Genomic DNA, 26717 nt, shown 5'->3' with positions numbered 1-26717 from the left:
CTTTTTTTAGTTAAACGAATATTTAACACCAAAATTCATTTGCCATCTTGAGCTTTGAAGACCAAAATCGTCAATTTGTTCAATACGGTCTATAATACCCGAATCGAATCTAAATTCAGGAGTCGTACCATCAGCTTGAAACCCTTCAACTTCCAATAAGTTAACACCACCAATGAATTTTCTTACACCCCAATCTTTATTAATTAAATTGGTTACGTTAAAAATATCAAATGTAACTGCTAAAGCATGCTTGCTATCTGCTCCTAATTTAAATTCTTGTATTAATTTAAAATCTACTATATGATTCCAAGGTCCTCTATCGCCATTACGTTCAGCATATTTACCTCTTCTACTTCTTAAATAGTCATTACTACTAATAAATGAATTAAGAGCATCCCATTGAGCTTGTTGCTCAGCAGGCGTTCCTGTAAAATTAATTTCTCCTTGGTTTGCAGGCACATATATTAACGCATTTCCTCTAGAATCATCATTCAATAAATCGTCACCGTCTCTATAAACATAAGAGAATGATCCTCCTTCTTGACCCTCATAAAATAAACTGAAAGTGGTTTTTGCAAAATTACCCCATTTAAGATCATAAGTTAAAAACGTATTTATTCTATGTCCAGCAGCAAAGTCAGATCTTGTTACTGGTAACGCTGAATTTTTACCATTAACCGTTTGAATATTTCTCCACTGTGAGCTGTTTTGCGAAGATGTTAAGTCAAAAATACTTCTTGAGTCACCGTAAGAATAAGATACAGATGCGTTAAGACCATTATCAAAATTTTTGCTCAATGTTGTAGATGCGTTCCATGAATAACCTTTAGTTGTATTATATCCTAAAATTATTCTACCATATGTGTCATCTACCTCATCTCTCCTATTATATACAGATCTATTATCTGCACCAGTTAAATTTCCTACAGGGGCTTTAACATTTAGATTCTCATAATAAATTGATTGAATATTCTTATTGTACAATATATCTGCAGAAAGAGTAATTCCTCCTGGTAATTTATGGTCTACCGCTAAATTAGTTTTAAATAACTGTGGCAATTTAGTATTAGGCGCAAATAAATCAACATTTCCACCAGTTGCTCCTGTACCAGGAGTTACATCAACAAATTGATTGTTTACATCCGGATCAAAGGTAATATCGTCTGGGAAAAATTCAAAAGTATAACCACCAGTAACACCATTATTGTTATAAATTCCTCCTGGCCAAACTAAAGGTATTCTTGATACAAAAACACCAAAACCACCTCTTACTTGTGTTTTATACTCACCTTTTACATTCCAGTTAAATCCTACTCTCGGAGAGACGTGTATGGTAGAACTAATACCTCTACCAACTCTTGCTCCTCTAAGATCTTTACCTGCTGCTTCCAATAATGGAACAGTAACATTATTAAAATGAGGGTTAGTTCTACCATCATCCCATTTAGGCATATCAAATCTTAAACCTGCTGTTACTTTAAAATTATCTGAAAACTCTACTTCATCTTGAAAATATAATCCAAACTGAGCTAATTTAAATTCGGCAGCACCACTAGAAGTGTCTCCCGCACCTGCACTTAATAAAGAATACCCTCTTTGATATACTCTTGGGTTTGCATTATTTAAAAAATCATCTAAATTGTTGTACTCATAGTTACCAAAATTACTCGCAAAAAATAAGTTCTTGATGTCAGTAAATTCATTATGTGTACCAATAGTAATAGTATGTGCTCCACTATAAATTTCAAAATTATCAGTTATTGTTAAGGTCTTAGAATCTAATAAGTTTGCCGTAGAGAAGCGTTCACCACCAAAAGTTATAGTGCCACTGCCATCTCTAACTCGAACCCAAGGAAAATCACTTCCGGAAGGATCTCTATCATCTTCAACTTTAGTGTAACCAATAATTAAATTGTTTGAGTACTTATTTCCAATTGATAAGTTCCATTCTAATGATGCTGAATGATCAGTATGTTTGAAAAATTCTGAACCATTTAAGAAGCCAATTCCAAAATTACCAGAACCTCTAGCTTCTAAGTTTTCAGTTTTGTTCATTCTATATGATAACGATAATTTGTTGTTATCGTTAATATTGAAATCAAACTTAGTAACTATTCTATCACTAACTAATGTGTTTACATGATTAGTATAAGTACCTGGATTGTAATTGTAAGTGTTTTGTAAAAAGTTAGATAAGTTATCTAAATCTCCTTGAGTAGAATTACCTGTGTAATTTGCAATATTAAATGGCGCAGGGGTTTCATCATCTTGTCTTTCATAATTAACAAAGAAAAATGCCTTATCTTTTGCAATAGGTCCCCCTAAAGTAAAACCATAAGTTTGAGCTGTAAATTCTGCTATTTTTTCTCTGCTCTCTCCAGAAGGAACTAAATCTACTGGGGTTTTACCAACCAAATCTTGATTTCTAAAGTACGCATATGCCGTTCCAAAAAAGTTGTTTTTACCAGATTTTGTAATAGCATTTATCGCACCACCAGTAAAACCAGCTATTTTTACATCAAATGGAGCAACTGAAACCTGAAACTGCTCAATTGCATCAATAGAAAAAGGATTCACCCCCGTTTGACCACCATTAGTACCAGAACCAGCTAAACCAAATGTATCATTATTAACAGCACCATCTACATAAATAGCGTTAAATCTATTATTTTGACCTGCAATAGAAATAGAAAAACCGTCATTTCCTTCAGTAATTGAAGCTTGTGGTGTTAATCTAACAAAATCTGCAACAGCTCTTGAGGTAGATGGTAAAGTTTGTATTTTTTCATTATCAATTACTGTCTCAATACCCGTTTTGTTCTTATTAAAAACGCTGCCTGATTGAGCAGAAATAACTACTTCTTCAAGTGTATTTCCTGTTTCTTGTAATTGAGCATTTACTCTAAATTTCTGACCTAATTGAAGAAAAACGTTCTCTTGTTTAAATTCTTCAAAGCCAACGTAAGTAATTGTGATAGTGTAAGGCCCACCAACTCTCATGTTTGAGATTCTGTAAAAACCATCAAAGTCAGTAGCTGAACCATATTTAGTACCCGATGGGGTATGGATAGCAACTACATTAGCGCCTGGTAATACATTACCATCGCCGTCAAGCACTTTACCGTTTAAAGAGGAAGATGTGCTACCTTGTGCAAAAACAGTAGATGATGCAGCAAATAGCATCATTACTATTAGTAAATTAGTAATTTTTTTCATGTTTAAATTGAATTAGTTTATGTTTTGCGCGGCAAATGTAAATATTTAAAGTTACTTCTAACTTTAAGAAAACATTAACTTTTAGCCAAACACGCAAATATATATATTTTTATGGAATTGATAAAAAAAGAGCTTAAAAATAGGTTTATAGTAACTTCTGTGTAATTCTTTTGTCTATTGAAGAGATAACTAATGATTACTTTAACATTTTGTTCGCCATTTCTTTCCCTAATTCCACTCCAAATTGATCAAAACTGTAAATATTCCAGATGTAGCCCTGCGTGAATGTCTTGTGTTCATATAAAGACAATAGACTCCCTAGTGTCTTAGGGGAAAGTTGATCAACTAATATTGTATTAGATGGCTTATTACCTTCAAACACTTTATATGGTAATAATGAATTAATTGATTCTAAATTATCTGAAAATTTTAAATCCAGATGAACTTCTTCCTTTGTTTTACCTACGCACAAAGCTTCAGCTTGAGCATAAAAATTAGCCATTAATTTTTTATGATGATCTTCTTTACCGTATAATGATTTTTTAAAACCTATAAAATCAACCGGAATCAGTTTGCTCCCTTGATGAACCAATTGCATAAAAGCATGTTGTACATTTGTTCCTGTATTACCCCAAATAATGTTTCCTGTTTGATAGGTTGTTTTTCTTCCGTTTCTATCAATAGATTTTCCGTTACTCTCCATAGATAATTGCTGAAGATATGGTACCAATTGACTTAAGTATTGTGAAAAAGGAATCACCACTTCACTTTCCGAGTCAAAAAAATTGTTGTACCAAATACTTAATAAAGCTAATAATACAGGCATATTCTCGTCAAAATCAGCTGTTTTAAAATGATTATCCATTTGATAGGCCCCTTCTAGTAGCTCTTCAAACTTCTCAAACCCTAAAGCAAGGCTAATAGATAAGCCAACAGCACTCCAAAGCGAATAGCGCCCTCCAACCCAATTCCACATAGTGAAAATATTTTCATTAGCTATTCCAAAAGATTTTACTTTTTTTAGGTTGGTAGAAATAGCGATAAAATTGTGTTGAATGTCTTCTTCATTTGCTGATTGTAAAAACCATTCCTTAACCGTTAAGGCATTAGTAAGTGTCTCTTGGGTAGTAAACGTTTTTGAAACTATTACAAAAAGAGTAGTTTCGGGATTCAATTCTTTTAAGATTTCTGAAACATGATCACCATCTATATTTGAAATAAAGTGTGTTTCAAGGTGATTTTTATAAAACTGTAGTGCGTCGACTACCATTCTAGGGCCTAAATCTGAACCACCAATGCCGATATTTACTATATCTGTGATTGGCTTTCCCGTATATCCTTTATGCCTTCCTGATATTACCTGCTCCGAAAAGATCTTCATTTTTTCTAAAGATGTTTTTACATCTGGCATTATATCTTTTCCGTCAACTAAAATGGGGTTATTCGACTTATTTCGCAAAGCAGTATGCAATACCGCTCTACTTTCAGTGGTATTAATTTTCTCTCCAGAAAATAATTTTTTGATACCATCTTTCAGATCTACTTCATTGACTAGATCAATTAATAATTGAATTGTTTCTTCTGAAATTCTATTCCTTGAATAGTCTAACTCTATTTCACCAAAATCAATAGAAAATTTCTCCTTTCTATACTCATCTTTTATAAAAAGTGATCGAACATGAACATCCTTAATTTTATTGTAATGTTCTTCTAAATATTTCCAAGCATTGGTTTCGGTGGGATTAATCGACTTTAGTGGCATCTCATTTCTATTAGTAATGGTAAAAGTAAAATAAGAAATAACAATCAACAAGCTACATTGTCGATAATTTTACGAGAACGATTTAGAATCTAAGATACTTATGGAATAACTTCTGAAGCTATATCTGTTAAGGGTTCTTCTTCGATTATGGGAATATTAATAAGGTCAAGTTCTTGCTTGAGCGGAGTAATAAATGTTAAATAATCTTCTTTTAACTCTTTTTTGATCGGTTCTGCTGATGGTAATTTTTGTTTAAAAGGGTCTACCTGAGCACCATTTTTCCAAAATCGATAACACACATGTGGCCCCGCAGTATTGCCAGTCATACCAACCCAACCAATTACATCGCCTTGTTTAACATAATCTCCTACCTTAACAGCACGTTTGCGCATATGTAAATACTGAGTAGAATAAGTTGAGTTGTGCTTTACTTTTACATAGTTACCATTGCCTCCTCTATAACGAGATTCTACTACTGTACCATTGGCCGTACTTTTAATAGGAGTGCCAATTGGCGCGGCAAAATCGGTTCCTCTGTGAGCCTTTACACGACCGTAATATTTTATTTTACGTCGTAAATTATATCTTGAAGAAATTCTACTAAATTTTAATGGAGCCTTTAAAAACTGACGTCTTAAGTTGCCTGCTTTTTCATCGTAGAAATCGTATATGTTCTTCGTGGAATCAGTCACGTAATTAAATGCATAAAAAGAGCTTTTCTTATGTTCAAAATAAGCACCTTTAATTTTTCCTATTCCGACATAAGTAGTATCGTCTACAAATTTTTCCTCATAAATAATCTTAAAATTATCTCCTTTTTGAAGATGGAAAAAATCGACTGTCCAAGCATAGATATCAGACATGTCATTTACCAGGTTATAATCCAAGCCTTGTTCTTCCATTGCCTCAGATAGCGAAGAAGTAATTATTCCTGAAGCCTCTTTGGTAACAGTTTTTACGTCTTTACGTTTATGCTTAGTAACAACTGAATCAGCAAAATCTAAAACAACATATTCTATCTTATTTGGTCTATAAATAAAAACCTGTGCTTTCTCAGTAGAATCATTTTTTGCCAAAATAGTATAAGGTTTTCCGGCACGTAACTTTCGAACATCAAATGAATTCTTAGCCGCTTCTACTATCTTATACACCTGTGGATATTCTACATGATTTCTATATAATATCTCACCAAAACTTTCACCGTTTTTTATAGTGTCTTCTACAACCTTATAGTCATTAAGTGTGTAACCAAACTTATTAATAATTTTAGGTTGTAATTCTGCTATTTCTTCGTTTGAAGTAGTTTTGCTTTCTTTGGCGCAGGATAGAAATAAAAAAACAAGTAAAATAGGAAGTAAAGCCTTCGTTTGCATCAATCTTATTTAAACAATTGCGCAAATCTACTATTTTATATCAAAAATCTATAAAATGGAAATGTTAAAATATAATCGGAAACGGATTAGCAAGACCTTTATAAGCATTTAAATCAGCACGTAAAGATCCTACAGCTAAAGATGCCTTTATGCGCAATGGAATTTTATTCTCATCTGCGCTAACCCATACGGTTAAGCTTTCTTGTTCTTTAAAAACACGACCGGCTTGAACAATTGGTCTAAACTTTAACGATGCTACTTTCCCAAATTTTGTTCTGATGGTTTCATTACCTAAATAGCGCAGTTTAAACTTATAGCTGGTCTCATCAAAAAACATCGTTAAAGCTACTTCGTCATTAACTTTCATATTGCTTAAGTCTTGATTTCTTAAATAATATAAAGTAGAAACCATGTCTTGAACATCATCAGAAAAATCAAAAGTTGCTTCGGTTTTTCGTTTATGGTCTTTAACAAGAGCTTTCTTTTCTCTTTGGTCAAAAAAGATCTCCTTATCTTTTTTATAACCTCCTTCATTAATCTTTCTAATAAAATGATAAGGTACTAATGATTCTTTATAAAAATGAGATTGGTAGTTGTCTTTTACCTTAAAAAACCAACTTATGACTCCAGTTGTTTTTCCTTTACCCACCACATGAAAAGCCTCCTTGCCATTGTGCAGAGTCTCTTTAATTTCCATAGTGGCATTACCAGCATTTAAAAAATTGCTGTAGCTAATTCTAAATTTTAGCCATTCTCCCTTTTTAAAAGCCTTAACATCATTTTGAGCGGTAACAAAGAATGATATAAACAATATAACTATAACTAGTGTCCTCTTCATATTTTTTGTTTAGCAATTGATAATTTACAATTACCGTTCCAAAAATAAAAAACTCTTATAAAGGAGCATTTATAAGAGCTTATAATTAGTTAAATTTTTAACGGAATTATTACGATAATATTTTATGTTCTTTCAGATTATCTGCGCCCCAGTTTTTTAGTTCACTTTCACTCCATAATTCTGGAAAGAAAATCCTTCGCTGGTAGCGTGGATGCATATATTTTTGCCATTCGCTACCTCCTGTTGCTTCTATATCTTCTCCTCCAATATATTTCTGAGCTGCATTGTAATGTGCCATTACCCATCGAACATTTACAGTATGATCATAATGACGCATCGCATTTTTGAGATCAATATTCTCTTGTGTTTCTTTTGGTAGGGTTTTAAATTTTGTCCAGAGATTGATCGTATTATATTTTTTCATCATTCTGATAAATTTGTCTTTATATTTTTCTTCAAATTGCTCTAAGAAATATGACTTTTCGCCTGTTTTATGATTTTTACCGGCAGCTTGCCAATATAAATGTTCAAAAGCATACTCAAAAGGAGTATTTCTATCTATTGTTTTTCTAAAACGATAATCAATTAAATTGATTAATTCAGTAGAGCAAAATTCTATCATTCTGTACTGAGCACTTTGAAAGCCACTTGCTGGAGTTAATGTATCTCTAAATTTAAGGTATTGTTCAATCTCCATGCCCTCTTGCATAATACTAAAAGAAGTTGCTAGCATATCGAAATAGCGACTAATACGCATAAGCCTAGATGCAAAAAACTCTGATGTTAAATTTTCATTATGAGAAATTTGGTCAATCTCCCAAAGAATCATTTTAAAAATCAGTTCATTGATTTGATGGTACATTATAAATACCATTTCGTCTGGCAATACTGTTCTTTGCACCTGTAAATTTAACAGTAAATCGGTTTGAATATAATCCCAATATGTTATTGGTTTGCTTTGTAACAATCCGTCAAGATGTGTGTCTAGATCTTGACCTATTGCATCGTATTTATTTTTTAATTGATTTACTTGTTTTTCAATTTGTTTATCCATTGTTGAATGTTGAATTCATTACAAATATACTAAAGCCCTTTGCGCTCCTTGAATTCTATTTGTAATACATTTTTTGTATTATTTGTAATTTTAAATCTATTATCTAAACGCTTATTTACTACCCAAACAATTTCTTTATTAGAACACAATAACCAAGTATTTTCTTTATCTATTAAAGAGCACTTTTCATCTTTAAAGAACTTGCTTAGCTTCTTTTTGCCATTCATTCCAAGTGGGTAAAAATAATCTCCCTCTTTCCACCTTCTTAGCTCTAAAGGGAACTCTAGTTTATCTTTGTCTACTAGAATGATGTGCTTGTCATCAGAATTTAAACTATTTGCATTTGCCTCTTTTAATTCAATAGAGAAGCTGTCATTAACTACCTCTTTTTCATCTCTTTGAATTATAAAAACTTCTTTTGTTATATTGTTTGAGTTTAATAATAGATGATCTCTATCTTTTAATAATCGATATTTTTCGCTAAACACTTGTTTACCCGATTGTGCATCTAATAAATTTACAACATCGTTCCATTCATTAAAACCATATTCTTTCAATATTTCGTATAAATATGCTTTTGGGTTTGATAAATTCTTAATCCTTTGAATGTCTAGTTTAATTAGATTTTTTTCTTGCTTTAAGATCACCTCTTCTTTAACTTCGGTAACAGCATCGTTAACAATTTGTTGACTTTGCTTTAGGTGCACTGATGTTTCTTTATAAGATTCTAATAAACTAGGGTTCAATTCTTTTAATAATGGAATTATTTGATGTCTAATTTTATTACGGGTATACTTAATTTCATTGTTACTTAAATCTTCCCGCCAATCGAACTCGTTTTCTTTAGCATACATTTCAATCTGTTCTTTTGAAGAATTTAGTAAAGGACGGATAATTTTGTCATTCTTTTCAGGTATGCCAATTAAACCATCTAAACCAGTACCTCTTGAAAAATTAAGTATAAAAGTCTCTAGACTATCGTCTAAATGATGTGCCGTAGTTATGTAGTCTAATTTCTTCTCTTTTAACAACTCATAAAACCAATCGTATCGCAACTTTCTTGCTGCCATCTGAATTGATAGTTTATTGTTGCTAGCAAATTCTTCGGTATCAAAATATTTGACATGATGTTTTACCTTTAATTTCTCCGCTAGATTTTTCACAAAATCTTCGTCGGCATCAGAATCCTTTCCACGTAAGCGAAAATTACAATGTGCTAATTCAATATTTAGCCTGCTTTGATATAATAGGTGGGTTAATACAACACTATCCAAACCTCCTGAAATGGCGACCAATAACTTCTTATCTTCAAGAAAAGTGAAGTTAGTATTGATATGTTTTTGAAATTTATCTAACACAAAAGCAAAGATAAAGCTATTATGGTATCCTACCTACGTAGGAATGACAATACACGGTTAGTTTCGAACATCAAGTGCGTCGCGCAAAGCATTACCTATAATCATAAAGGCCATAACTAAACTCATAATTGCTAAACCAGGAATAACTGCCAAATAGGCTTTCCCTAAAATAATATAACTATAATGATCTTTAATCATTGCGCCCCAGGAAGGTGTTGGTGGCTGTGCGCCAATACCCAAAAAACTAAGTCCACTTTCTATCAATATAGCTGCTGCAAAATTCGCTGCTGAAATTACTATAACTGGCGCCATTATATTAGGTAGAATATGTCTAAAAATGATTCTAGCGTTAGAATATCCTAAGGCTTTTGCTGCCTCTACATATTGTTGTTCTTTTGTACTAATTATTTGGCCACGAACTACACGAGCTACCTCAACCCACATGGTTAGACCTACTGCAATAAATACCTGCCAAAAACCTTTGCCTAAGGCTAACGTAATTGCAATGACTAACAATAAGGTTGGTATGGACCAAGTAATATTTATAAGCCACATAATAAACGCATCTTTTTTTCCGCCAAAGTATCCTGCAATGGAGCCAATGGTAATTCCTATTATTAAAGAGATGAACACAGCAATAAAGCCAATAAAAAAAGATATTCTAGCTCCTATAAGCATTCTACTTAAAAGGTCTCTACCATACTTATCGGTACCAAGAATAAATTTCTTTGTTTTAATAAAGTCTTTTGGGTCTCCATCAAAAATAGTTAGAGGAAATGTTTTAACCTGCTTAGGCATATTACCTTCTGAATATTCGGTAATTTCTAGATTATTATTTGCAACAGCATAGCTTGACATAGGTATCTCAGACGATCTATTCTCTTTACCAAAAAATACAGTTTTTAAAAAAGACTCTTTTGTAGTTTTCGCAGATGGAATTGTAAGCATTTGTACTGTAAATCCTGGTTTTTTAGAGTGAATTTCTAAATGCATTTGATTAGCATTACTAGAATTATCTGGAGCGAATACATAGGCGAAAACTGCTATAATTCCAACCGAAACAATAAACCAAAAACTAAAAAGCCCTGAACGGTTCTTTTTGAACTTTTTCAGGGCTAACTGTGTAAGTGAATTTGACACTTTATAAAAACTATAAAGAATTAATTTTTTACTAAGGTAATATGTTTTTTTAGTTTTAAATCAGCCAATACATTTAAGCCTTCTTCTATATAAATGTCTTTGCTTAGATTTTTATGCCATGCTTTTCTCTTTTCGGCTAAAACCTCATTATTTTCTAACAATGGCTTTTCGTATTCTGGAGAGGTAAATTTTAAATTGTTTCTATAATCATATATTGATAAAAACTTCTTACCCTGTTCTTCTCTTTTTTTAAGATCATTAACATAGTCAGAGTACTTTAAGTTAATTGTATTATCGTCTCTACCTTCTTTTACCCAACGTGCATTCTCATCAATTAGCATAAACTGCGGGTTACTTCTAATTCTCTTTTTGCTATCGTTCACTACCTCATCAAAATTTGCGTATTTATCCCAAGGCTTATAGTTTGCTTTTTGAATCTGATCCCATTGTAATGGATTTTCCTCATCTCGCTCACCAATATCCATGTACGTATATCTACTTGGCATTGCGACATCAGAAACCACTCCTTTTAACTGATTTGATCCTCCGTTTACACGATAGAATTTCTGAATTGTCATTTTCAATGCTCCAAGATCCTTACCATATTTAATATAATTATTTAATGGCATAATATTCTGCACAGTACCTTTACCATATGTTTGCTTGCTGCCAATAATTACTGCTCTATTGTAATCTTGCATAGCGGCTGCAAAAATTTCAGAAGCTGAAGCAGAAAGTTCGTTTACAAGTACTACCAAAGGTTTATTCCATCTTATAGCATCATCTCTATCTTTTCTGACTTTGGGTTTACCTTCTCTATATTTTACTTGAACTACTGGTCCGTCTTCTATGAATAATCCAGCAATTGCAATGGCAGTTTCTAGTGAACCTCCACCATTATTTCTAAGATCTATCAGTAATCCGTCAACATTCTCTTGGCGCATTCTTTCTACTTCCCTTGCCATATCTGTAGCTGAATTTCTAAAGTTTCTTTCACTAAAATCTATATAAAATTTAGGAAGATCTATTATTCCAAACTTACGATTGTCTTTTTTAACTACACTAGTCTTAGCAAAGGTCTCTTCTAGTTCAACTACATCTCTTATAATTGCTATTTGCTTTGTAGAGCCGTCTATTTTTTTAAGTGTTAATCTCACTTCAGTTCCTTTTTTACCTTTAATAAATTCGATGGCATCGCTTAATCTCATACCAACAATATCTATTGGTTCTTTATCTGCTTGACCTACTTTTAAAATAATGTCTCCTACCTCTAATTCACCTGCTCTCCATGCTGGGCCTCCAGAAATTAATTCGTCTACCCTAGTATAATCTCCTCTTTTTTGTAATCTAGCACCAATGCCTTCTAGCTTACCTGCCATATCTGTATCGAAAGATTTTTTAGCTCTGGGCGCTAAATAATTTGAATGAGGGTCAAATTCTGTGGAAATACTATTGATAAAGAATGAAAACCAATCTTCATCATCTAAATCATCCATTACATCAAAAAAATCTTCAGTGCTTTTTAGAGTTGCAGTACGTGCTTCTTCTTCTAACTCTTTAAAAGACTTCATTTTATAGGAAGTGTCTTCTTCCTGTTTTTCTTTTTCTGATTCTAGTTTATCGTGTAAGCGAACTAATGTGTTTAATTTTAACTGTTTTCTCCAGTTTCTAATTAACTCAACTTCATTTTTAGCATATTGTCTATTATCATAGTCTAAATCTAACTCTTCATCTTTATCAAAATTGAATGGAAATTTTAAAACTTCTTTATAAAACCCTCGGGCTTCTCTTAATCTACGAGCATATCTAGAATAAACAATATTATAAAAAGTAAGGTCTTCGTTTTTTATCTGATCGTCAATTTTATCTTTATAAAAGGTAAACTGATCTAAATCTTCTTTTGTAAAAAATCGCTTGGTAGGATCTAGACCATCAATAAAATCATTAAAGACCGAAGCTGAAAATTCATCATTTATATCTTGAGGGTCATAATGCCCTTGTGTTAGAGCATATCTAATTAGACCTAATAAAACTTTATCTTTTTCAGGATCCGGTTGTTGTTTCTTTAAAGTAAAACTCAATAAGATTCCTGTCAACAGCACCAAAGGCACAATTATTTTATAATTTCTTTTCATAAAAATTATCATTCTATTCATTCAACAATCACTATTCAATCTACTAAAATAGTGCCAATTATTCGATTTAAATATTATTTAACAGATTTTTTATAAATGCCTTTAAAAGCTTGTTGGATAACTTCGTCGTTTTCATTTAAAATATCCCATGTCTGGGTAACAGACTTATTTTCATTTAGTTGCCAGGTAATTCGGTTATAATATTTTCCTTTTTTACCATCTAATAACTCGCTTTTAAGCATCATTTTGCCATTAAGATAACTACCTTTTAACGTTAAACTAAAGCCAGAATTGTCTATCCATACCTGATTCCATGTTTTGTCAGCTAAATTGTAATAATTATAGCTGGTACCTCTAATTACTCCAGCTGATTTCCATTGTTCTCTCATTACACAATTACCATATTGTTCATCTTTTGTAATTGAATTGGTTCCAACTTGTTTATCCTCAGTAGTATACACTGTCCATTCTCCAAGCCAAAAATCAAATTGACTATGAGCTTCAGTACAACACGGGCAAGGTTTTTCATCTGTGTTTTGAGCATTAATGCCTAATGTAGTGATACTAAATAGCATCACCGTTAAAAAAACAGTTTTGATTTTCATGATTTGAGAGCTTGTATTAATCACAATTATACTGATTTTTAACGATTTTGCTTCATAACAAAATGTTAAAGCATAATGGTTAATCTTACGATAAAAAAATAGTAGTTTTGCTCTACTAACGAATTTTTATGAACGAAAAACCTTTAATTTTAGTTACAAACGATGATGGCATCACTGCTCCCGGTATTAGAACATTAATTTCTGTAATGAATGAAATTGGAGATGTAGTAGTGGTGGCACCAGATAGCCCACAAAGCGGTATGGGGCACGCAATTACTGTGGATTCTACCTTGTATTGCAATCCTATAAATGTAGATGACGGAATTCAATTAGAATATAGCTGTTCTGGCACTCCCGCTGACTGTGTAAAATTAGCGGTAAATGAAATTTTAAACAGAAAACCAGATTTATGCGTTTCGGGAATCAATCATGGCTCAAATTCATCAATAAACGTTATCTATTCTGGCACTATGAGTGCGGCTGTTGAAGCTGGTATAGAAGGTGTTCCTGCAATAGGGTTTTCTTTACTAGATTATAATTGGGATGCGGATTTTAAATACTCAAAAGAGTTTGTGAAAAATATAACTCTAAGCGTTTTAAAAAATAAATTACCAGAAGGTGTTGTCTTAAACGTAAATATTCCTAATCTTAAAAAGGAAGAAATAAAGGGCGTGAAAATATGCCGCCAAGCACATGGTATTTGGAAAGAAGATTTCGACAAAAGAGTCAGCCCGTTAGGGAAAGATTATTATTGGTTATCAGGTAAATTTGAAAATAAAGATCACGGTGAAGATACTGATCTATGGGCATTAGAAAATGGTTATGTTTCTGTTGTACCTGTTCAATTTGATCTTACAGCACACCACTATATTCAAAAATTAAATAATTGGGATTTATAATGCGTAAACGAATATTTAAAGGGATTTTAACAGGGTTATTAGCAACTGCCATTGGATTTTATCTATATGTAGAGTTTGCTTTAAATGGTACTTTCTTAGAAGCATTAGAAGTGATTAAGCAGAAAGAATTATATGGTATGGTATTAAGTATTGCTGCCATCCCTAACCTATTAGCATTTTTTGCTTTTATAAAAAGAAAGCAAGATTATGAAGCAAGAGGTGTTCTGCTTGCTACTTTTATAGTTGCCTTTTTAATATTGATTTCTCAGTTTTTATAAACTAAATGAAGTATTATATTCTTGTAGGAGAGGCCTCAGGTGATTTGCACGCTTCAAATTTGATGAAAGCATTGCAAAAAGAAGATACTCAAGCTGAATTTAGATTTTGGGGAGGTGATCTTATGCAGGCTGTTGATGGTAAATTGGTTGTACACTATAAAGAGCGTGCTTTTATGGGTTTTGGCGAAGTTCTAATGAATCTTCGTAAAATCTTTAGCCTTATTTCTTTTTGCAAAAAAGATATTGCGCAATACAAACCAGATGTGATTATTTTTATTGACAATTCTGGCTTTAACTTAAGGATTGCTAAATGGGCAAAACAAGAAGGTTATAAGACCAATTATTATATTTCTCCTCAAGTTTGGGCGTCGCGTGCGAGCAGAGTCAAAGCAATAAAACGTGATATTGATAACATGTATGTTATCTTGCCTTTTGAGGAAGATTTTTATAAAAAATATAACTATAACGTTTCTTTTGTTGGTCATCCTTTATTAGACGCCATAGCGGAAAAGTCCCAAGTGGATGAAATCGCTTTTAAAAAAGAACATAAGTTAGGAGAAAAACCAATTATAGCGCTATTACCAGGAAGTCGAAAACAAGAAATCACTAAAATGCTTTCTGTAATGCTTAAGATGGTTCCAAAATTTAAGGATTATCGGTTTGTCATTGCTGGTGCTCCAAGCCAAGATTATGAATTTTATAGTCAATTTATAAAAGAAAGTGATGTAAAATTTGTAGATAACAAAACTTATGATCTACTATCTATTTCGTACGCTGCATTGGTAACTTCTGGCACTGCAACTTTAGAAACCGCTTTGTTTAAAATACCTCAAGTAGTTTGCTATAAAGGGAGTAACCTATCGTATCAAATAGCAAAGCGAATTATAACGCTTAAATTCATTTCATTGGTGAATTTAATTATGGATAAAGAAGTTGTTACTGAGCTTATTCAAAATGACTTTAACGAAAAGCAATTAGAGCTAGAACTTACCAAAATATTAGACACAAAATATCGAGAACGATTGTTTGAAAGTTATTTTGACTTAGAACAAAAATTGGGCGGAAAAGGTGCCAGTGCAAAAGCTGCTAAGCTGATTTATAATTCTATTTCTTAGTCTTCTGTTAAATATTTTTTTCGAAATTTTACTACTAAAATTCCCATTCTTAAAAACATCCAAACAGAAAAGGCAATCCAAATTCCGTACAATTTTAAATCAAAATAATCTCCAATCAATAATGTAGGAATAAATCCTAAAAATGTAGCTATTAATAATACGTTTCGTAACGCAATGGCCTCTGCTAATCCTTTAAACAATCCATCAAAAACAAAGGCGATAGCATTTAATGGTTGCATTAAAACAACAATCCAAAAAATAGCATAAAAGGAATCTAACACAATAGTTTCTTTAGTGAAAAGCCTCCCAATAGGATAATAAAAAATAAAACAAACGAGCCCTAAAATAGATGCTATAACGACTGCATATTTAGTGAGGTCAGTGCTTAGTCTCCATAAATTTTTATAGTCTTTTTCACCTAATAATCTTCCTGAAACTATATTGCCAACACTAGAATACCCATCAATAAAAAAGGCAAAAAACAACCAAATTTGAAAAGCTATTGTCTGCGCTGCTATATAATTGTTTCCGTACTTTGTAGCGTAAGCATTGGCAAAATATAGCGCTATATTTAATGCTGCAGCACGAATAAAAAGATTAAAACTTAAGCCAATCAAACGTTTAATCTCTTTGTTAAAGGGCAATATAAAGCGAAGATTGAAGGGTGTTTTCTGTAGCATTAATACCAAAGCAATAATAGCCATTACACCTTGAGCAACAACACTAGCATAAGCAGCTCCTTGAATATGCATTGCAGGAATAAATCCTTCAATACCAAAAACCAACATATAATCTAAGATGATGTTTAAAACGGTCCCAACAATACTAATAACCATTGGCCAATAGGTGTTTTGCATACCTCTAAAAACGCCAAAAACAGAAAAAGTAAATAATGTAAAAGGTAGGCCTATTGCTCTAATTTTATAATAGTCTACCGCATAATTAAGTATTAATCCTTCTGCATTATACAATCTAAAAATCTCATCAACAAAAAAGAGTGTTACAAAATAAATAAGTGCACTCAATATTACATTAATTGCAATAATTTGAGCTGGCAATGTTTTAACTTCTTCTAGCTTTTGAGCTCCTAAATATTGAGCAATAATCGCCGAAATTGCTGAGCGGGTCTGGGCTAGTATCCAAAATAATGCAGATAAAAAAGAGCCAGCTATACCAACCGCTGCTAATGACTCTATGGGGTTTAAATCTACATTGCCGACGATGGCTGTATCTGTAATAGACAATAATGGTTCTGCTATACCAGATATAATTGCAGGTATTGCAAGTTTGTTGATTTGTTTAAAAGTAACTTTTTGTTTCAACTAGCTAAACTTCTAAGAATTGGCGAAGTTCGTAAATAAATGTGTATAATTGTAGAAAGAGAAAAAGTCCCTGATGTCATGAGAAGCACCTGAGACTTTTTGATTAAATAACTCTAAATTTTTCTTTTTATAGTAACTTTCCGCCGATAGGCAATTTTTTTAAGTTGAGTCAAATATAGGTTGAAGAATCTTTCGCTTTTAACGAAATACACATTTACACTCAATTTTCTAACAAATGGTTGCTTTTTCCCAATAAATGGCATTTTAAAGTATTACAACACAAGCTTTGAATGAAAAGTTTTATACTTTTAACTATGTGAAGCACTTGAAATTCATACCATTACACCTTGTTCTCTTCTTAATAATAGGTATTCTAATTGGTTTTTATTTTAACCTTTCGTTAAAGTTTATTCTAGTTTCATCTATAATTTCCTTGGTAATATTGATTATTACATTTTTAAATAATCGAAATAAACTAAAGCCTTCATTTTTATTTACAGCTTCTAGTTATACTTTATTCTTTTTTATAGGAATGTTGACGTTTCATATTCATTCAGATACTATTAAAAAAGATCATTATTTAAACATTTCAAATTTTAACGATAAGTCTATTGTCTTAAAAATTAACAAAGAACTAAAACCAACTCTCTTTCATAATAAATTTGAGGCCACAGTTATACAAATTGATAGCGTTAAAGCTACAGGAAAAATTCTATTAAACATTCTAAAAGGTTCCTCATCTATAGGTTTAAAAGCTGATAATCGAATTTTAGTGAAAGCCTTGTTAAAAGATGTGAATACACCCAAGAATCCTTATCAATTTAATTATAAGAAATACCTTGAAAAGAAAAATATCTATAAACAACTATCAATTGCCAAAAATGATTATTTGCTATTAAATAATGACAATATCTCTTTAAATGGATTAGCATTTAAATTTAGAGAAAAAGTAAACTTATCACTTAAAAAATATCAATTCAAAAAAGACGAACTAGGTATTATTAATGCATTGCTTCTAGGTCAGCGGCAAGAAATATCAAAGGATGTATTACAAAATTATACCAAAGCTGGCGCTATACATATTTTAGCAATTTCAGGGTTGCATGTTGGTATTATCCTGTGGTTGTTATCTATAATTCTAAAGCCAATTGAGCATTTAAAAAATGGTAAAACCATTAAGCTAATTATCGCTGTTACTCTGCTTTGGTCCTTTGCTTTTATAGCAGGCTTGTCACCATCAGTTATTAGAGCTGTAACTATGTTTACGGCTGTAGCTATTAGTTTATTGGGCAAAAAACAATCTAATATTTACAACAACTTAATTATTTCCATATTTATTTTATTGCTTTTTAATCCTTTTTACCTGTTCGATGTTGGGTTTCAATTAAGCTACTTAGCTGTGTTTTTTATTGTATGGCTACAACCTCTTCTATATAAACTATGGATTTCTAATTGGAAGCTTATTGACTATTTGTGGAAGATTTTTACCGTTTCATTAGCCGCTCAAATTGGTGTATTGCCATTAAGTTTGTATTATTTTCATCAATTTCCTGGCCTTTTTTTTATTACTAATTTGGTTATTATTCCTTTTTTAGGATTCATTTTAGGTTTTGGACTTCTCATTATTTTTCTAGTTATTGCGAATCTATTACCTCAGTTTTTAGCTAATGCTTATCAACTAATTATACACTCAATGAATCAATTTATAGAATGGATAGCCCAACAAGAAAATTTCTTATTTCAAAATATTTTCTTTTCTGCTTTAATGATGATCTCATCTTATTTACTGATTATTTTCAGCTTTCGCTGGATGGAGAATAAAACACCTATAAGATTAAGATATGGGTTATTATGTTTATTGCTATTACAATCTGTTTTTATCTATGAAAAATGGCAAATATCTTCTAAAAACGAATTGATCATTTTTAGCAAAAGTAGGGCTTCTGTGATCGGTGAAAGTAATAGTGATAAGTTAATTCTTTTTCATAATCTTGATAGTTTGAATCAACAAGAAAGCTTTATAAAATCATATTTGATTGGTGCACATATTAATGAATTAAAAGTTATTGATTCCATAAACAAATCGTTGTTATTTGAAAAAGATATTTTTGTAATTGATAGTTTGGGTTTGTATAAACTTAAAAATATTAAATCAAAAAATATTCTTTTATCTCAATCTCCAAAAATTAATTTAGAGCGATTAATTAAAACTATTCAACCTAAAAAAATCATAGCCGATAATTCTAATTATAAAAGCTATGTTGATCGTTGGCAAAAAACTTCAATCAAATATAATATACCGTTCTATTATACTAATAAATCAGGAGCTTATGCCATTAATGATTAAACCCTTAAACTGTTAGTATTTTAGCTATATTTGTGCGATTAAAAAAGAAAAAAGCTCATGAAGATTATCGTTCCAATGGCGGGTATCGGCTCGCGATTACGACCACATACATTAACAATTCCTAAACCATTAACACTAATTGCTGGCAAACCTATTGTTCAACGTTTGGTAGAAGATATAGTAAAAGTAGTAGATCAAAATGTTGAAGAAATTGCTTTTGTTATTGGCCCAACATTCCCTAAAGATACCAAAGAAAAACTGTTAGAAATTGCAAAAAATTTAGGTGCTAAAGGTGTAGTGAAAGTACAAGAAACAGCTCTTGGTACAGCACACGCTATACAATGCGCTAAAGAATCATTAGATGGTCCTTGTGTAGTTGCTTTTGCAGACACTTTATTTAAAGCTGACTTTACTTTAGACGCTTCTAAAGATGGTGCTATTTGGGTAAAACAAGTAGAAAATCCAAGTGCTTATGGGGTTATAAAATTGAGTGATGGTATTATAACTGATTTTGTTGAAAAACCTGAAGCTTTTGTGTCTGATCTTGCCATTATTGGTATCTATTACTTTAAAAATGGTGAAGTGTTAAGAGATGAGATCCAATATTTACTTGATAATGATATTAAAGAGAAAGGTGAGTATCAATTGACTAATGCTTTAGAAAATATGAAGCTAAAAGGGGCGCAATTTGTTCCTGGAAAAGTAGATGAATGGATGGATTGCGGAAATAAAGAAATTACGGTAGAAACTAACGGTAGAATTTTACAATTTGCTCATCAAGAAGGTCAAAATCTTGTTTCTGATTCAGTAATATTAGAAAACTCCAAAATTATTCAACCTTGTTATATTGGTGAAAATGTAAGGCTAGTAAATACTAAAGTTGGTCCAAATGTATCGCTTGGCACAAATAGTGTTGTAGAAAGCTCAACAATTAAGAATTCGTTAATACAAACCAATACAACTGTTAAAAATGCTACATTAGACAATGCAATGATAGGTAATAACGTTGAGTTTAATGGAGAATTCACATCAATTAGTATTGGTGATTATTCTAAGTTGATTTAAAACTTATTAATGGTTAGGGCTTTTACATATTTTCTTTTTTTGCTTTTGGCGATGAATGGTGGAATTTCTTATGCTCAAGAAGACGTTTTAGATAGCATTGCTGCCAAAAAAAATATGGAAGAATTGAGGGAAGAGCAAAAGGAATTGAATTTTCAAAAATTCTTTTTTGACGCCCTACAGCAGAAGGCAATTGGTAATTATGATAAAGCTATTGAAGCTTTAGAGAATTGTCAAAATATTCGTAAAGGTGATGTTGCAGTCATTTTTGAGTTTTCTAAAAATTATTTCGCTCAAGAAAAGTATTTTGAAGCTATCACCTATGCTAATCAAGCATTAGAAAAACAACCTGATGATATTTTCATCTTACAGCACCTTAAAAACATTTACATTAAGCAAAAGAATTACAAAGATGCGCTAGATGTCCAACTAAAGATTGTTAGTCAAAAACCTCAAGATCAAGCTGATTTGATTATTCTTTATATACGTAATAATAGAATAGAAAATGCCCGCCAATTATTAATAGACTTAGAAAAGCAGGGATTGCTTTCAGAAAGTTTAGCTCCTTTTAAACAATCTCTTTTCCCGAAAGGAAATTTAGGTAATCAGCAACCAAAAGATCTAACAAAACAATCTTTAACTGAATTAAAAGTAAGTTATGCCAATAAAAAGACATTTTCAATCTTAAAAGAAATATTAACTCAAGAATTAGGCACAAATCAGTTCTTAGATTTAGAAAAAGATAGTAAAGAAGGTTTGGAGTTATTTCCGGCGCAACCTTTTGTTTATTTAATGCATGCTAAAGCGTTGAACAAACTAAAAAAGTACGATCAGGCTATCCCTTTTTTAAAAAATGGCCTAGATTATGTAATAGATGACACCAATATAGAGGCAGATTTTTACGAAGAGCTTAGTTTAAGCTATAAAGGATTGCATAAAAATGTTGATGCAAGTAAATATTATAATCTGGCTTTAGAAAAGCGTCAAAAAAAGTCGTAATTATGTATAAAAAGTTTGGTTTATTTCTTTTCTTATTGGTAATTGTTTCATCATGCAAAACTACTTCTGTGGCTACTGGTAATACCGTAAAAGCACTTTCAGCTAATAAAGTGATCAAGAATCATTATAACAATGATTTAGATAAAGAGACCATAACAGCTAAAATGAAAGTAAAATATAGAGGCAAAACCAGCTTGCCAAGTGTAACAGCTTCATTAAGGATTAAAAAAGATGAAGCTATTTGGATTAGTCTCTCAAAGCTAGGTTTCCCTGTTGGGAAAGCTTTAATCACTCAAAATAAAGTCAGTTATTACGAAAAGATCAATAAAACCTATTTTGAAGGAGATTTTAAACTATTAAGCCAGTGGTTAGGTACTGAGTTAGATTTTGAAAAAGTTCAAAATCTATTATTTGGGCAAGCAATTTTAAATTTAAAAGATGCTAAACATACGGTTGATTTAAAAGATAGAAGCTATGAACTTATGCCAAAAAAATCGAATGAGTTATTTGATATTTTTTATCTAATTAACAGTGATCATTTTAAAGTTAATAAGCAAGAAGTTTATCAGTCTGATGAAGAAAAAAGGTTAACGATTGATTATAATAATTACGAAAAAATAGATGGTGAGTATTTTCCTAAAGAATTATTAATTACAGCTAAGGATCATAAATACACAACCACTATTGATGTTGATTATCGATCGATCGATTTTAATAAAGCTGTGCGTTTTCCTTTTACAATTCCAAACGGCTATAAAGAAATTGAATTAAAATGATCTTGTTATCGCAAAAAAAAGATAGATTTGTGTTCATGAAGTTTCGTTTTATCCTCTTCATGAGTTTCTTTTTTGCATTGTTATTTTCAGCAACTGCTCAAACTAAATGGCAATTAGAAAAAAAGCGAAAGCAACTCCGCAAAGAAATTAAAGAAGCGCAATCTTTATTATTTAAGTCTAAACAGGAGGAAGAAACTTTACTATCTGAGTTAAATGATATTAATAAGGTGATTAATGTTCGTTCAGAATTAATCAACACCATTCAACAAGAAGAAACTACGCTTGCTCAAGAAATTGAAAGAAATCAATCTGAAATTTCTAGTTTAGAAAAATCTTTGATTCAGCTTAAGAAAGAGTACGCACAAATGATAGTGCAATCTTATAAGAGCAAGACAAAGCAAAGTCGATTAATGTTCTTATTATCTTCTAAAAATTTCACACAAGCCTATAAACGACTACAGTATTTAAAACAGATAAGTTCTTATAGAAAATTACAGGGTGAGGAGATAAACCATAAACAGGTAGAATTAGCAGTTTTAACGGATTCATTGGTCGTAAAAAAAGAAGAAAAAATACTTTTAATTGCTTTGCATAGCAAAGAACAAGACAGTATTAAACAGGAAAAGAATTCTCAGGTTCAACTTGTTGAAAAGGTAAAAGAAAAAGAACAAAAATATCTTACTCAGATAAAAAGCAAACAAAAACAAGAAGCGCTTATTGATAAGCAAATTCAGCGTTTAATTAGAGAGGCTATTGCTAAATCTAATAAAGCAAAAAACAGAAAATCTTCTTCTTTTACTATGTCTCCAGAAGAGAAACTAGTAGCTTCTAATTTTGTTGCAAATAAAGGTAAATTACCATGGCCAATAGAAAGATATGTGGTTGTTAGAAGATATGGTAAACAAAAGCATCCTACCATGCCAGGAATAACAATTCAAAGTCATGGTATTCATTTAGCAACAGAACAACAGGCAAAAGCTCGTTCAATTTTTAAAGGTAGAGTCTTGGCTATCCAATTACAGCCAGGTCGTAAAAAAATGGTGCTTGTACAGCATGGTAATTATATTTCCGTTTATAAAAATTTAAAAAACGTTTCTGTAAAGGCTGGGCAATCTGTTGGTACAAAACAAGAAATCGGAACTATTCATACCGACGCTATTACCGGTAAAACTATTTTAGAATTTAGTCTCTTTAAAAATACGCAAGTACAAAATCCTGAAACATGGATTAGCAACGGAAATAATATAGTTGCTTTAGCTAGTAAATAGTGCCCTTAATTCGTTAGCCTCGCTAGGTTTCATTCTTCCCGATAATACTAAACTCAATTGTTTTCTACGTAAAGCGCCATCATAGCGTTCTTTTTCAAGGTTTGTTTCTGGTATAATTTCAGGTACTTTTACAGGAGTACCTGTGCGATCAACTGCAACAAATGTATAAATCGCTTCATTCGCTTTAGTACGTTCTCCACTTTCACGATCTTCTATCCAAACGTCTGCATACACCTCCATAGACGATCTAAAAGCGCGTGATACTTTAGCTTCTATCATAAGTACACTGCCAACTGGTACTGCTTTATTAAATGCTACGTGATTCACAGACGCTGTTACTACAATTCTACTAGAATGTCTTCTAGCCGCTATGCTACATGCCCTATCCATTCTTGCTAATAACTCTCCCCCAAAAAGGTTGTTTAATGGGTTTGTTTCGCCTGGTAATACCAAATCGGTTACTAAGGTTAAAGATTCTTTAGGCATTTTAGCTTTCATAAAATTGTATTTGATTTTAGCTTTCGCGGAATAAAAAGCATGTTAATGTTTCGGCAAAGATAGCCAATTCATACTCTGAAAATGAACATAAAAATAATGAAAAATTATAGGTCTTGAACCAACAACCATGCATCTTTATCCATAGACGCTCTAACAGTTGATAGGTTCTGCAATGCTTCGTTTCTAGAATCGTAACTATCAAAAGAAACTTGTGTTAAGCCCCATTGATTAATACCTAAAATCCGAGCATTTTCAAAACCTTGAGATTTTAGTTGATTTACTTTATTATCTGCATTTTCTGGAAAACGAAATGCTCCAGCAATTACATGATAAGGATATGTAGTTCTTGTGACATTTAGTAATACAGATGGTAATTCGTCTGAAACAATAAAAGTAGCTTCTTGAATTTTAGCATCTGTTCGCTTTTTAATTTCTTTATCAGCAGCAATTTGTTGATTGTTTTTATAATTCTTATACAACTGGTTACCACCAAAACCTAAAACAGAAAGTCCTAAAAGAAAAATAGCAGCGTATTTTAAATAATCTGGCGATTCTTTTGCTTGTTCTGTTATTAAAATCGGAGCCTTCTCTTCTAATTGCTCAACTTGTTTTTTGTAAACTTCGCGCTTTACTTCAGAAGAAACCACATTACTTAATCCAAATGATTCTGTCAAGTAATTTATTTCTGTCTGAGGTTCAAAAATGATAGACTCATCCTTTAAGCTAAGTTTACCTATTTTATCTAAAACTAAATCTGTATTTAAAAGCTCTTCTCTCCATTGTTTTACTTCGAACTTAATAAAGTTCATAGCGCATTTAAATGGCATTTTATCTACCGAAGAAATATAATTTGCTAACAAACCATCATTGTTTTTTAAATGGTTGTTAAACGTGAGTTTTTTGTAGGGTGGACGAAAAGTATGCGAATAAGAACTAACCTCTGCTGATTTAGTATTGGTAACAAAACCTCCAAAATCTGGTACTATAACGCACTCATAACGATAAAGGAGATCACTAATATATTCGGCTAGTTTCATTGAAAAACAAAAATAGAAAAAATTGTAGGCAGGTCAATAGCTTCAAGTAATTTTTATTAACAAAACTTTGTATCTTCAGAATCCCAAAAAATAATGCTTGAAAACTGATAATCACTTCTTTTTAATGGCGCTTTCGCGGATAGATGGAATTGGTCATGTAAATGCCAAAAAACTCATTAGACATTGCGGAAGTGCTGAAGCCGTTTTTAAAGAAAAGAAAGGTAATCTTTTGAAAATTGAAGGCGTTGGCACTTCAATTATCAAGGCTCTAAAAGACACATCAGTCTTTTCAAGAACCGAGGATGAATTGATCTTTTTAGATAAGAAAGCAATCGAAGCAATTTCATTCTATGACAATCATTATCCTGAACGATTAAAGCAATGCTTTGATGCACCTCTTATACTATTTAAAAAAGGGCAAATTGATCTTAAAAGCCAGCACATAATAAGTATTGTTGGCACGCGAAAGATCACAGCATATGGTAAAGACTTTCTTAAAAACCTATTTAATGATTTAAAAGAATACAACCCTATTATTGTAAGTGGTCTAGCTTATGGTATTGATATTTACTCACATCAATTAGCAATGGAGCATCAATTGCAAACTATTGCAGTTTTAGCACATGGACTAGATAGAGTTTATCCCGCCATTCATAAAAAAGAAGCGCAAAAAATGCAAGAACATGGTGGTCTATTAACCGATTTTTGGTCAGGTTCTAAACCCGATCGAGAAAATTTTGTGAAACGTAACCGGATTGTAGCTGGTTTATCACAAGCTACCCTAGTTATTGAATCTGCAGAAAAAGGAGGTTCGTTAATTACTGCTGATATTGCGAATTCTTACAATCGAGATGTTTTTGCTTTGCCTGGTAGAGTAACCGATGCTTATAGTGTTGGTTGCAATAACCTAATCAAAACTAATAGAGCATCAGTTTTAACATCAGCAAAAGATTTAGCATATATTCTCAACTGGCAAAAAGAAGAGTTCCGACAAAAGACAGCACAGAAACTGTTATTTATTGATTTAACCAAAGACGAGCAAAAAATTTATGATTATCTATTAAAAGAAGGTAAGCAACAATTAGATATCATCGCACTGCACTGTAATTTTCCTATCCATAAAACAGCATCCTTGTTATTGAATTTAGAGCTCAAATCTGTAACTCGACCTCTTCCTGGAAAGTTTTTTGAAGCTATATAACTTCTTTTTCTATAAAATAATTTACAATGGCCTCCTTCATTAGAACACTTTGTTCACCTGCTTTTAAAAAAGGTAATTCCTCTTTCACTCTATAATGTGGCCATCCATCAGCATCAAAGAAATCAAATTCGTAATACCCTAGTGGTTCTAATAATCGGCAAATGGCAATATGCATTAAGTTTACTTTTTCATCCTTTTTGAACTTTCGATATCCTTGCCCTAATTCTTGAACACCAATCATATAGATAATTCCATCAATATCTAAATCTTCTCCATCAGAAAACTTATCTGATAAAACACTCTTTAAAGTGTTCCATTGTTCTTTTAATTGTTCGTCTCTTGCCATACTCAAAATTTCTGGTGAACAAAGTTAAGTCTTCCTAGCAAATTAATTTCAGAATTCGGTTACCTTTGTATAGCAAAATAAGTAGAAT

The 26717-nt window shown here is 31.8% G+C and carries 22 protein-coding genes; 9 read left to right on the top strand and 13 right to left on the bottom strand.

Annotated elements, in window-relative coordinates:
• Positions 1-6: 6 nt before the first annotated feature.
• The 9 genes from AC1EUV_RS03965 to AC1EUV_RS03925 all read right to left on the bottom strand — a co-directional run bounded on the left by AC1EUV_RS03965 (position 7) and on the right by AC1EUV_RS03925 (position 13481).
• Positions 7-3216: a TonB-dependent receptor gene (locus tag AC1EUV_RS03965; RefSeq protein ID WP_480197368.1), complete on the bottom strand. Its 3210-nt coding sequence runs from the start codon at positions 3214-3216 to the stop codon at positions 7-9.
• A 196-nt stretch (positions 3217-3412) separates the two neighbouring features.
• Positions 3413-4978 carry a glucose-6-phosphate isomerase gene (gene pgi, locus AC1EUV_RS03960; RefSeq protein ID WP_480197367.1) on the bottom strand — a complete coding sequence of 522 codons (1566 nt, stop codon included), beginning with the start codon at positions 4976-4978 and terminating at the stop codon, positions 3413-3415.
• Between the two features lie 98 nt (positions 4979-5076).
• Positions 5077-6351: a peptidoglycan DD-metalloendopeptidase family protein gene (locus AC1EUV_RS03955; RefSeq protein ID WP_480197366.1), complete on the bottom strand. Its 1275-nt coding sequence runs from the start codon at positions 6349-6351 to the stop codon at positions 5077-5079.
• Between the two features lie 64 nt (positions 6352-6415).
• Positions 6416-7189: a DUF3108 domain-containing protein gene (locus tag AC1EUV_RS03950; protein WP_480197365.1), complete on the bottom strand. Its 774-nt coding sequence runs from the start codon at positions 7187-7189 to the stop codon at positions 6416-6418.
• Positions 7190-7298: 109 nt separating this feature from the next.
• Positions 7299-8243 carry a tryptophan 2,3-dioxygenase family protein gene (locus AC1EUV_RS03945; RefSeq protein ID WP_480197364.1) on the bottom strand — a complete coding sequence of 315 codons (945 nt, stop codon included), beginning with the start codon at positions 8241-8243 and terminating at the stop codon, positions 7299-7301.
• 29 nt (positions 8244-8272) lie between these two features.
• A complete protein-coding gene (gene tilS, locus AC1EUV_RS03940; RefSeq protein ID WP_480197363.1) occupies positions 8273-9601 on the bottom strand; it encodes a tRNA lysidine(34) synthetase TilS in 1329 nt (442 codons plus the stop codon).
• A gap of 57 nt (positions 9602-9658) precedes the next feature.
• Entirely contained in the window at positions 9659-10741 is a 1083-nt protein-coding gene (locus tag AC1EUV_RS03935) for an ABC transporter permease (protein WP_480197362.1), read from the bottom strand.
• Between the two features lie 20 nt (positions 10742-10761).
• On the bottom strand, positions 10762-12876 hold the full coding sequence (locus tag AC1EUV_RS03930) for a carboxy terminal-processing peptidase (protein ID WP_480197361.1): 2115 nt from the start codon (positions 12874-12876) through the stop codon (positions 10762-10764).
• A 74-nt stretch (positions 12877-12950) separates the two neighbouring features.
• Positions 12951-13481 (bottom strand): hypothetical protein, encoded by a 531-nt coding sequence (locus tag AC1EUV_RS03925; RefSeq protein WP_480197360.1) that lies wholly within the window; start codon positions 13479-13481, stop codon positions 12951-12953.
• Positions 13482-13609: 128 nt separating this feature from the next.
• Here AC1EUV_RS03925 and surE point away from each other — a divergent pair, with 128 nt between their 5' ends.
• From surE to lpxB, 3 genes are read left to right on the top strand one after another with little or no spacing between them, the layout of a single operon-like run.
• The gene (gene surE, locus AC1EUV_RS03920; RefSeq protein ID WP_480197359.1) at positions 13610-14380 is read left to right on the top strand and encodes a 5'/3'-nucleotidase SurE; all 771 of its coding nucleotides are present in this window, start codon (positions 13610-13612) and stop codon (positions 14378-14380) included.
• Positions 14380-14658, top strand: a complete 279-nt coding sequence (locus AC1EUV_RS03915; protein ID WP_480197358.1) for a hypothetical protein — start codon at positions 14380-14382, stop codon at positions 14656-14658. Before surE ends, AC1EUV_RS03915 begins: the two co-directional genes overlap by 1 nt.
• A 5-nt stretch (positions 14659-14663) precedes the next feature.
• Positions 14664-15773 (top strand): lipid-A-disaccharide synthase, encoded by a 1110-nt coding sequence (gene lpxB / locus AC1EUV_RS03910; protein ID WP_480197357.1) that lies wholly within the window; start codon positions 14664-14666, stop codon positions 15771-15773.
• Here lpxB and AC1EUV_RS03905 read toward each other — a convergent pair.
• Positions 15770-17095 carry an MATE family efflux transporter gene (locus AC1EUV_RS03905; RefSeq protein WP_480197356.1) on the bottom strand — a complete coding sequence of 442 codons (1326 nt, stop codon included), beginning with the start codon at positions 17093-17095 and terminating at the stop codon, positions 15770-15772. The two genes, lpxB and AC1EUV_RS03905, sit on opposite strands and share 4 nt — an antisense overlap.
• 325 nt (positions 17096-17420) lie before the next feature.
• Here AC1EUV_RS03905 and AC1EUV_RS03900 point away from each other — a divergent pair, with 325 nt between their 5' ends.
• The 5 genes from AC1EUV_RS03900 to AC1EUV_RS03880 are packed head-to-tail and all read left to right on the top strand — an operon-like array spanning position 17421 to position 23547.
• Positions 17421-19442 carry a ComEC/Rec2 family competence protein gene (locus AC1EUV_RS03900; RefSeq protein WP_480197355.1) on the top strand — a complete coding sequence of 674 codons (2022 nt, stop codon included), beginning with the start codon at positions 17421-17423 and terminating at the stop codon, positions 19440-19442.
• Between the two features lie 57 nt (positions 19443-19499).
• Positions 19500-20507 (top strand): sugar phosphate nucleotidyltransferase, encoded by a 1008-nt coding sequence (locus AC1EUV_RS03895; RefSeq protein ID WP_480197354.1) that lies wholly within the window; start codon positions 19500-19502, stop codon positions 20505-20507.
• A gap of 9 nt (positions 20508-20516) precedes the next feature.
• Entirely contained in the window at positions 20517-21503 is a 987-nt protein-coding gene (locus AC1EUV_RS03890; protein ID WP_480197353.1) for a tetratricopeptide repeat protein, read from the top strand.
• A 2-nt stretch (positions 21504-21505) separates the two neighbouring features.
• Positions 21506-22279, top strand: a complete 774-nt coding sequence (gene lolB1 / locus AC1EUV_RS03885; RefSeq protein ID WP_480197352.1) for a lipoprotein insertase outer membrane protein LolB1 — start codon at positions 21506-21508, stop codon at positions 22277-22279.
• A gap of 35 nt (positions 22280-22314) precedes the next feature.
• Positions 22315-23547, top strand: coding sequence for a murein hydrolase activator EnvC family protein (locus tag AC1EUV_RS03880; protein ID WP_480197351.1), 1233 nt, complete (start codon positions 22315-22317; stop codon positions 23545-23547).
• On the opposite strand, the gene AC1EUV_RS03875 is transcribed toward AC1EUV_RS03880, so the two are convergent.
• A complete protein-coding gene (locus AC1EUV_RS03875) occupies positions 23533-24045 on the bottom strand; it encodes an acyl-CoA thioesterase (RefSeq protein ID WP_480197350.1) in 513 nt (170 codons plus the stop codon). The two genes, AC1EUV_RS03880 and AC1EUV_RS03875, sit on opposite strands and share 15 nt — an antisense overlap.
• Before the next feature lie 104 nt (positions 24046-24149).
• On the bottom strand, positions 24150-25082 hold the full coding sequence (locus tag AC1EUV_RS03870; protein WP_480197349.1) for an HU domain-containing protein: 933 nt from the start codon (positions 25080-25082) through the stop codon (positions 24150-24152).
• A 97-nt stretch (positions 25083-25179) separates the two neighbouring features.
• Here AC1EUV_RS03870 and dprA point away from each other — a divergent pair, with 97 nt between their 5' ends.
• Positions 25180-26283 carry a DNA-processing protein DprA gene (gene dprA, locus AC1EUV_RS03865; RefSeq protein WP_480197348.1) on the top strand — a complete coding sequence of 368 codons (1104 nt, stop codon included), beginning with the start codon at positions 25180-25182 and terminating at the stop codon, positions 26281-26283.
• Here dprA and AC1EUV_RS03860 read toward each other — a convergent pair.
• On the bottom strand, positions 26276-26629 hold the full coding sequence (locus AC1EUV_RS03860; RefSeq protein ID WP_480197347.1) for a hypothetical protein: 354 nt from the start codon (positions 26627-26629) through the stop codon (positions 26276-26278). The two genes, dprA and AC1EUV_RS03860, sit on opposite strands and share 8 nt — an antisense overlap.
• Positions 26630-26717 lie beyond the last annotated feature (88 nt).

Source organism: Maritimimonas sp. 2304DJ26-3, assembly GCF_056591635.1.
Note: the sequence above shows the minus strand (reverse complement) of the source record. Positions and strands in the feature narration are given on the sequence as shown.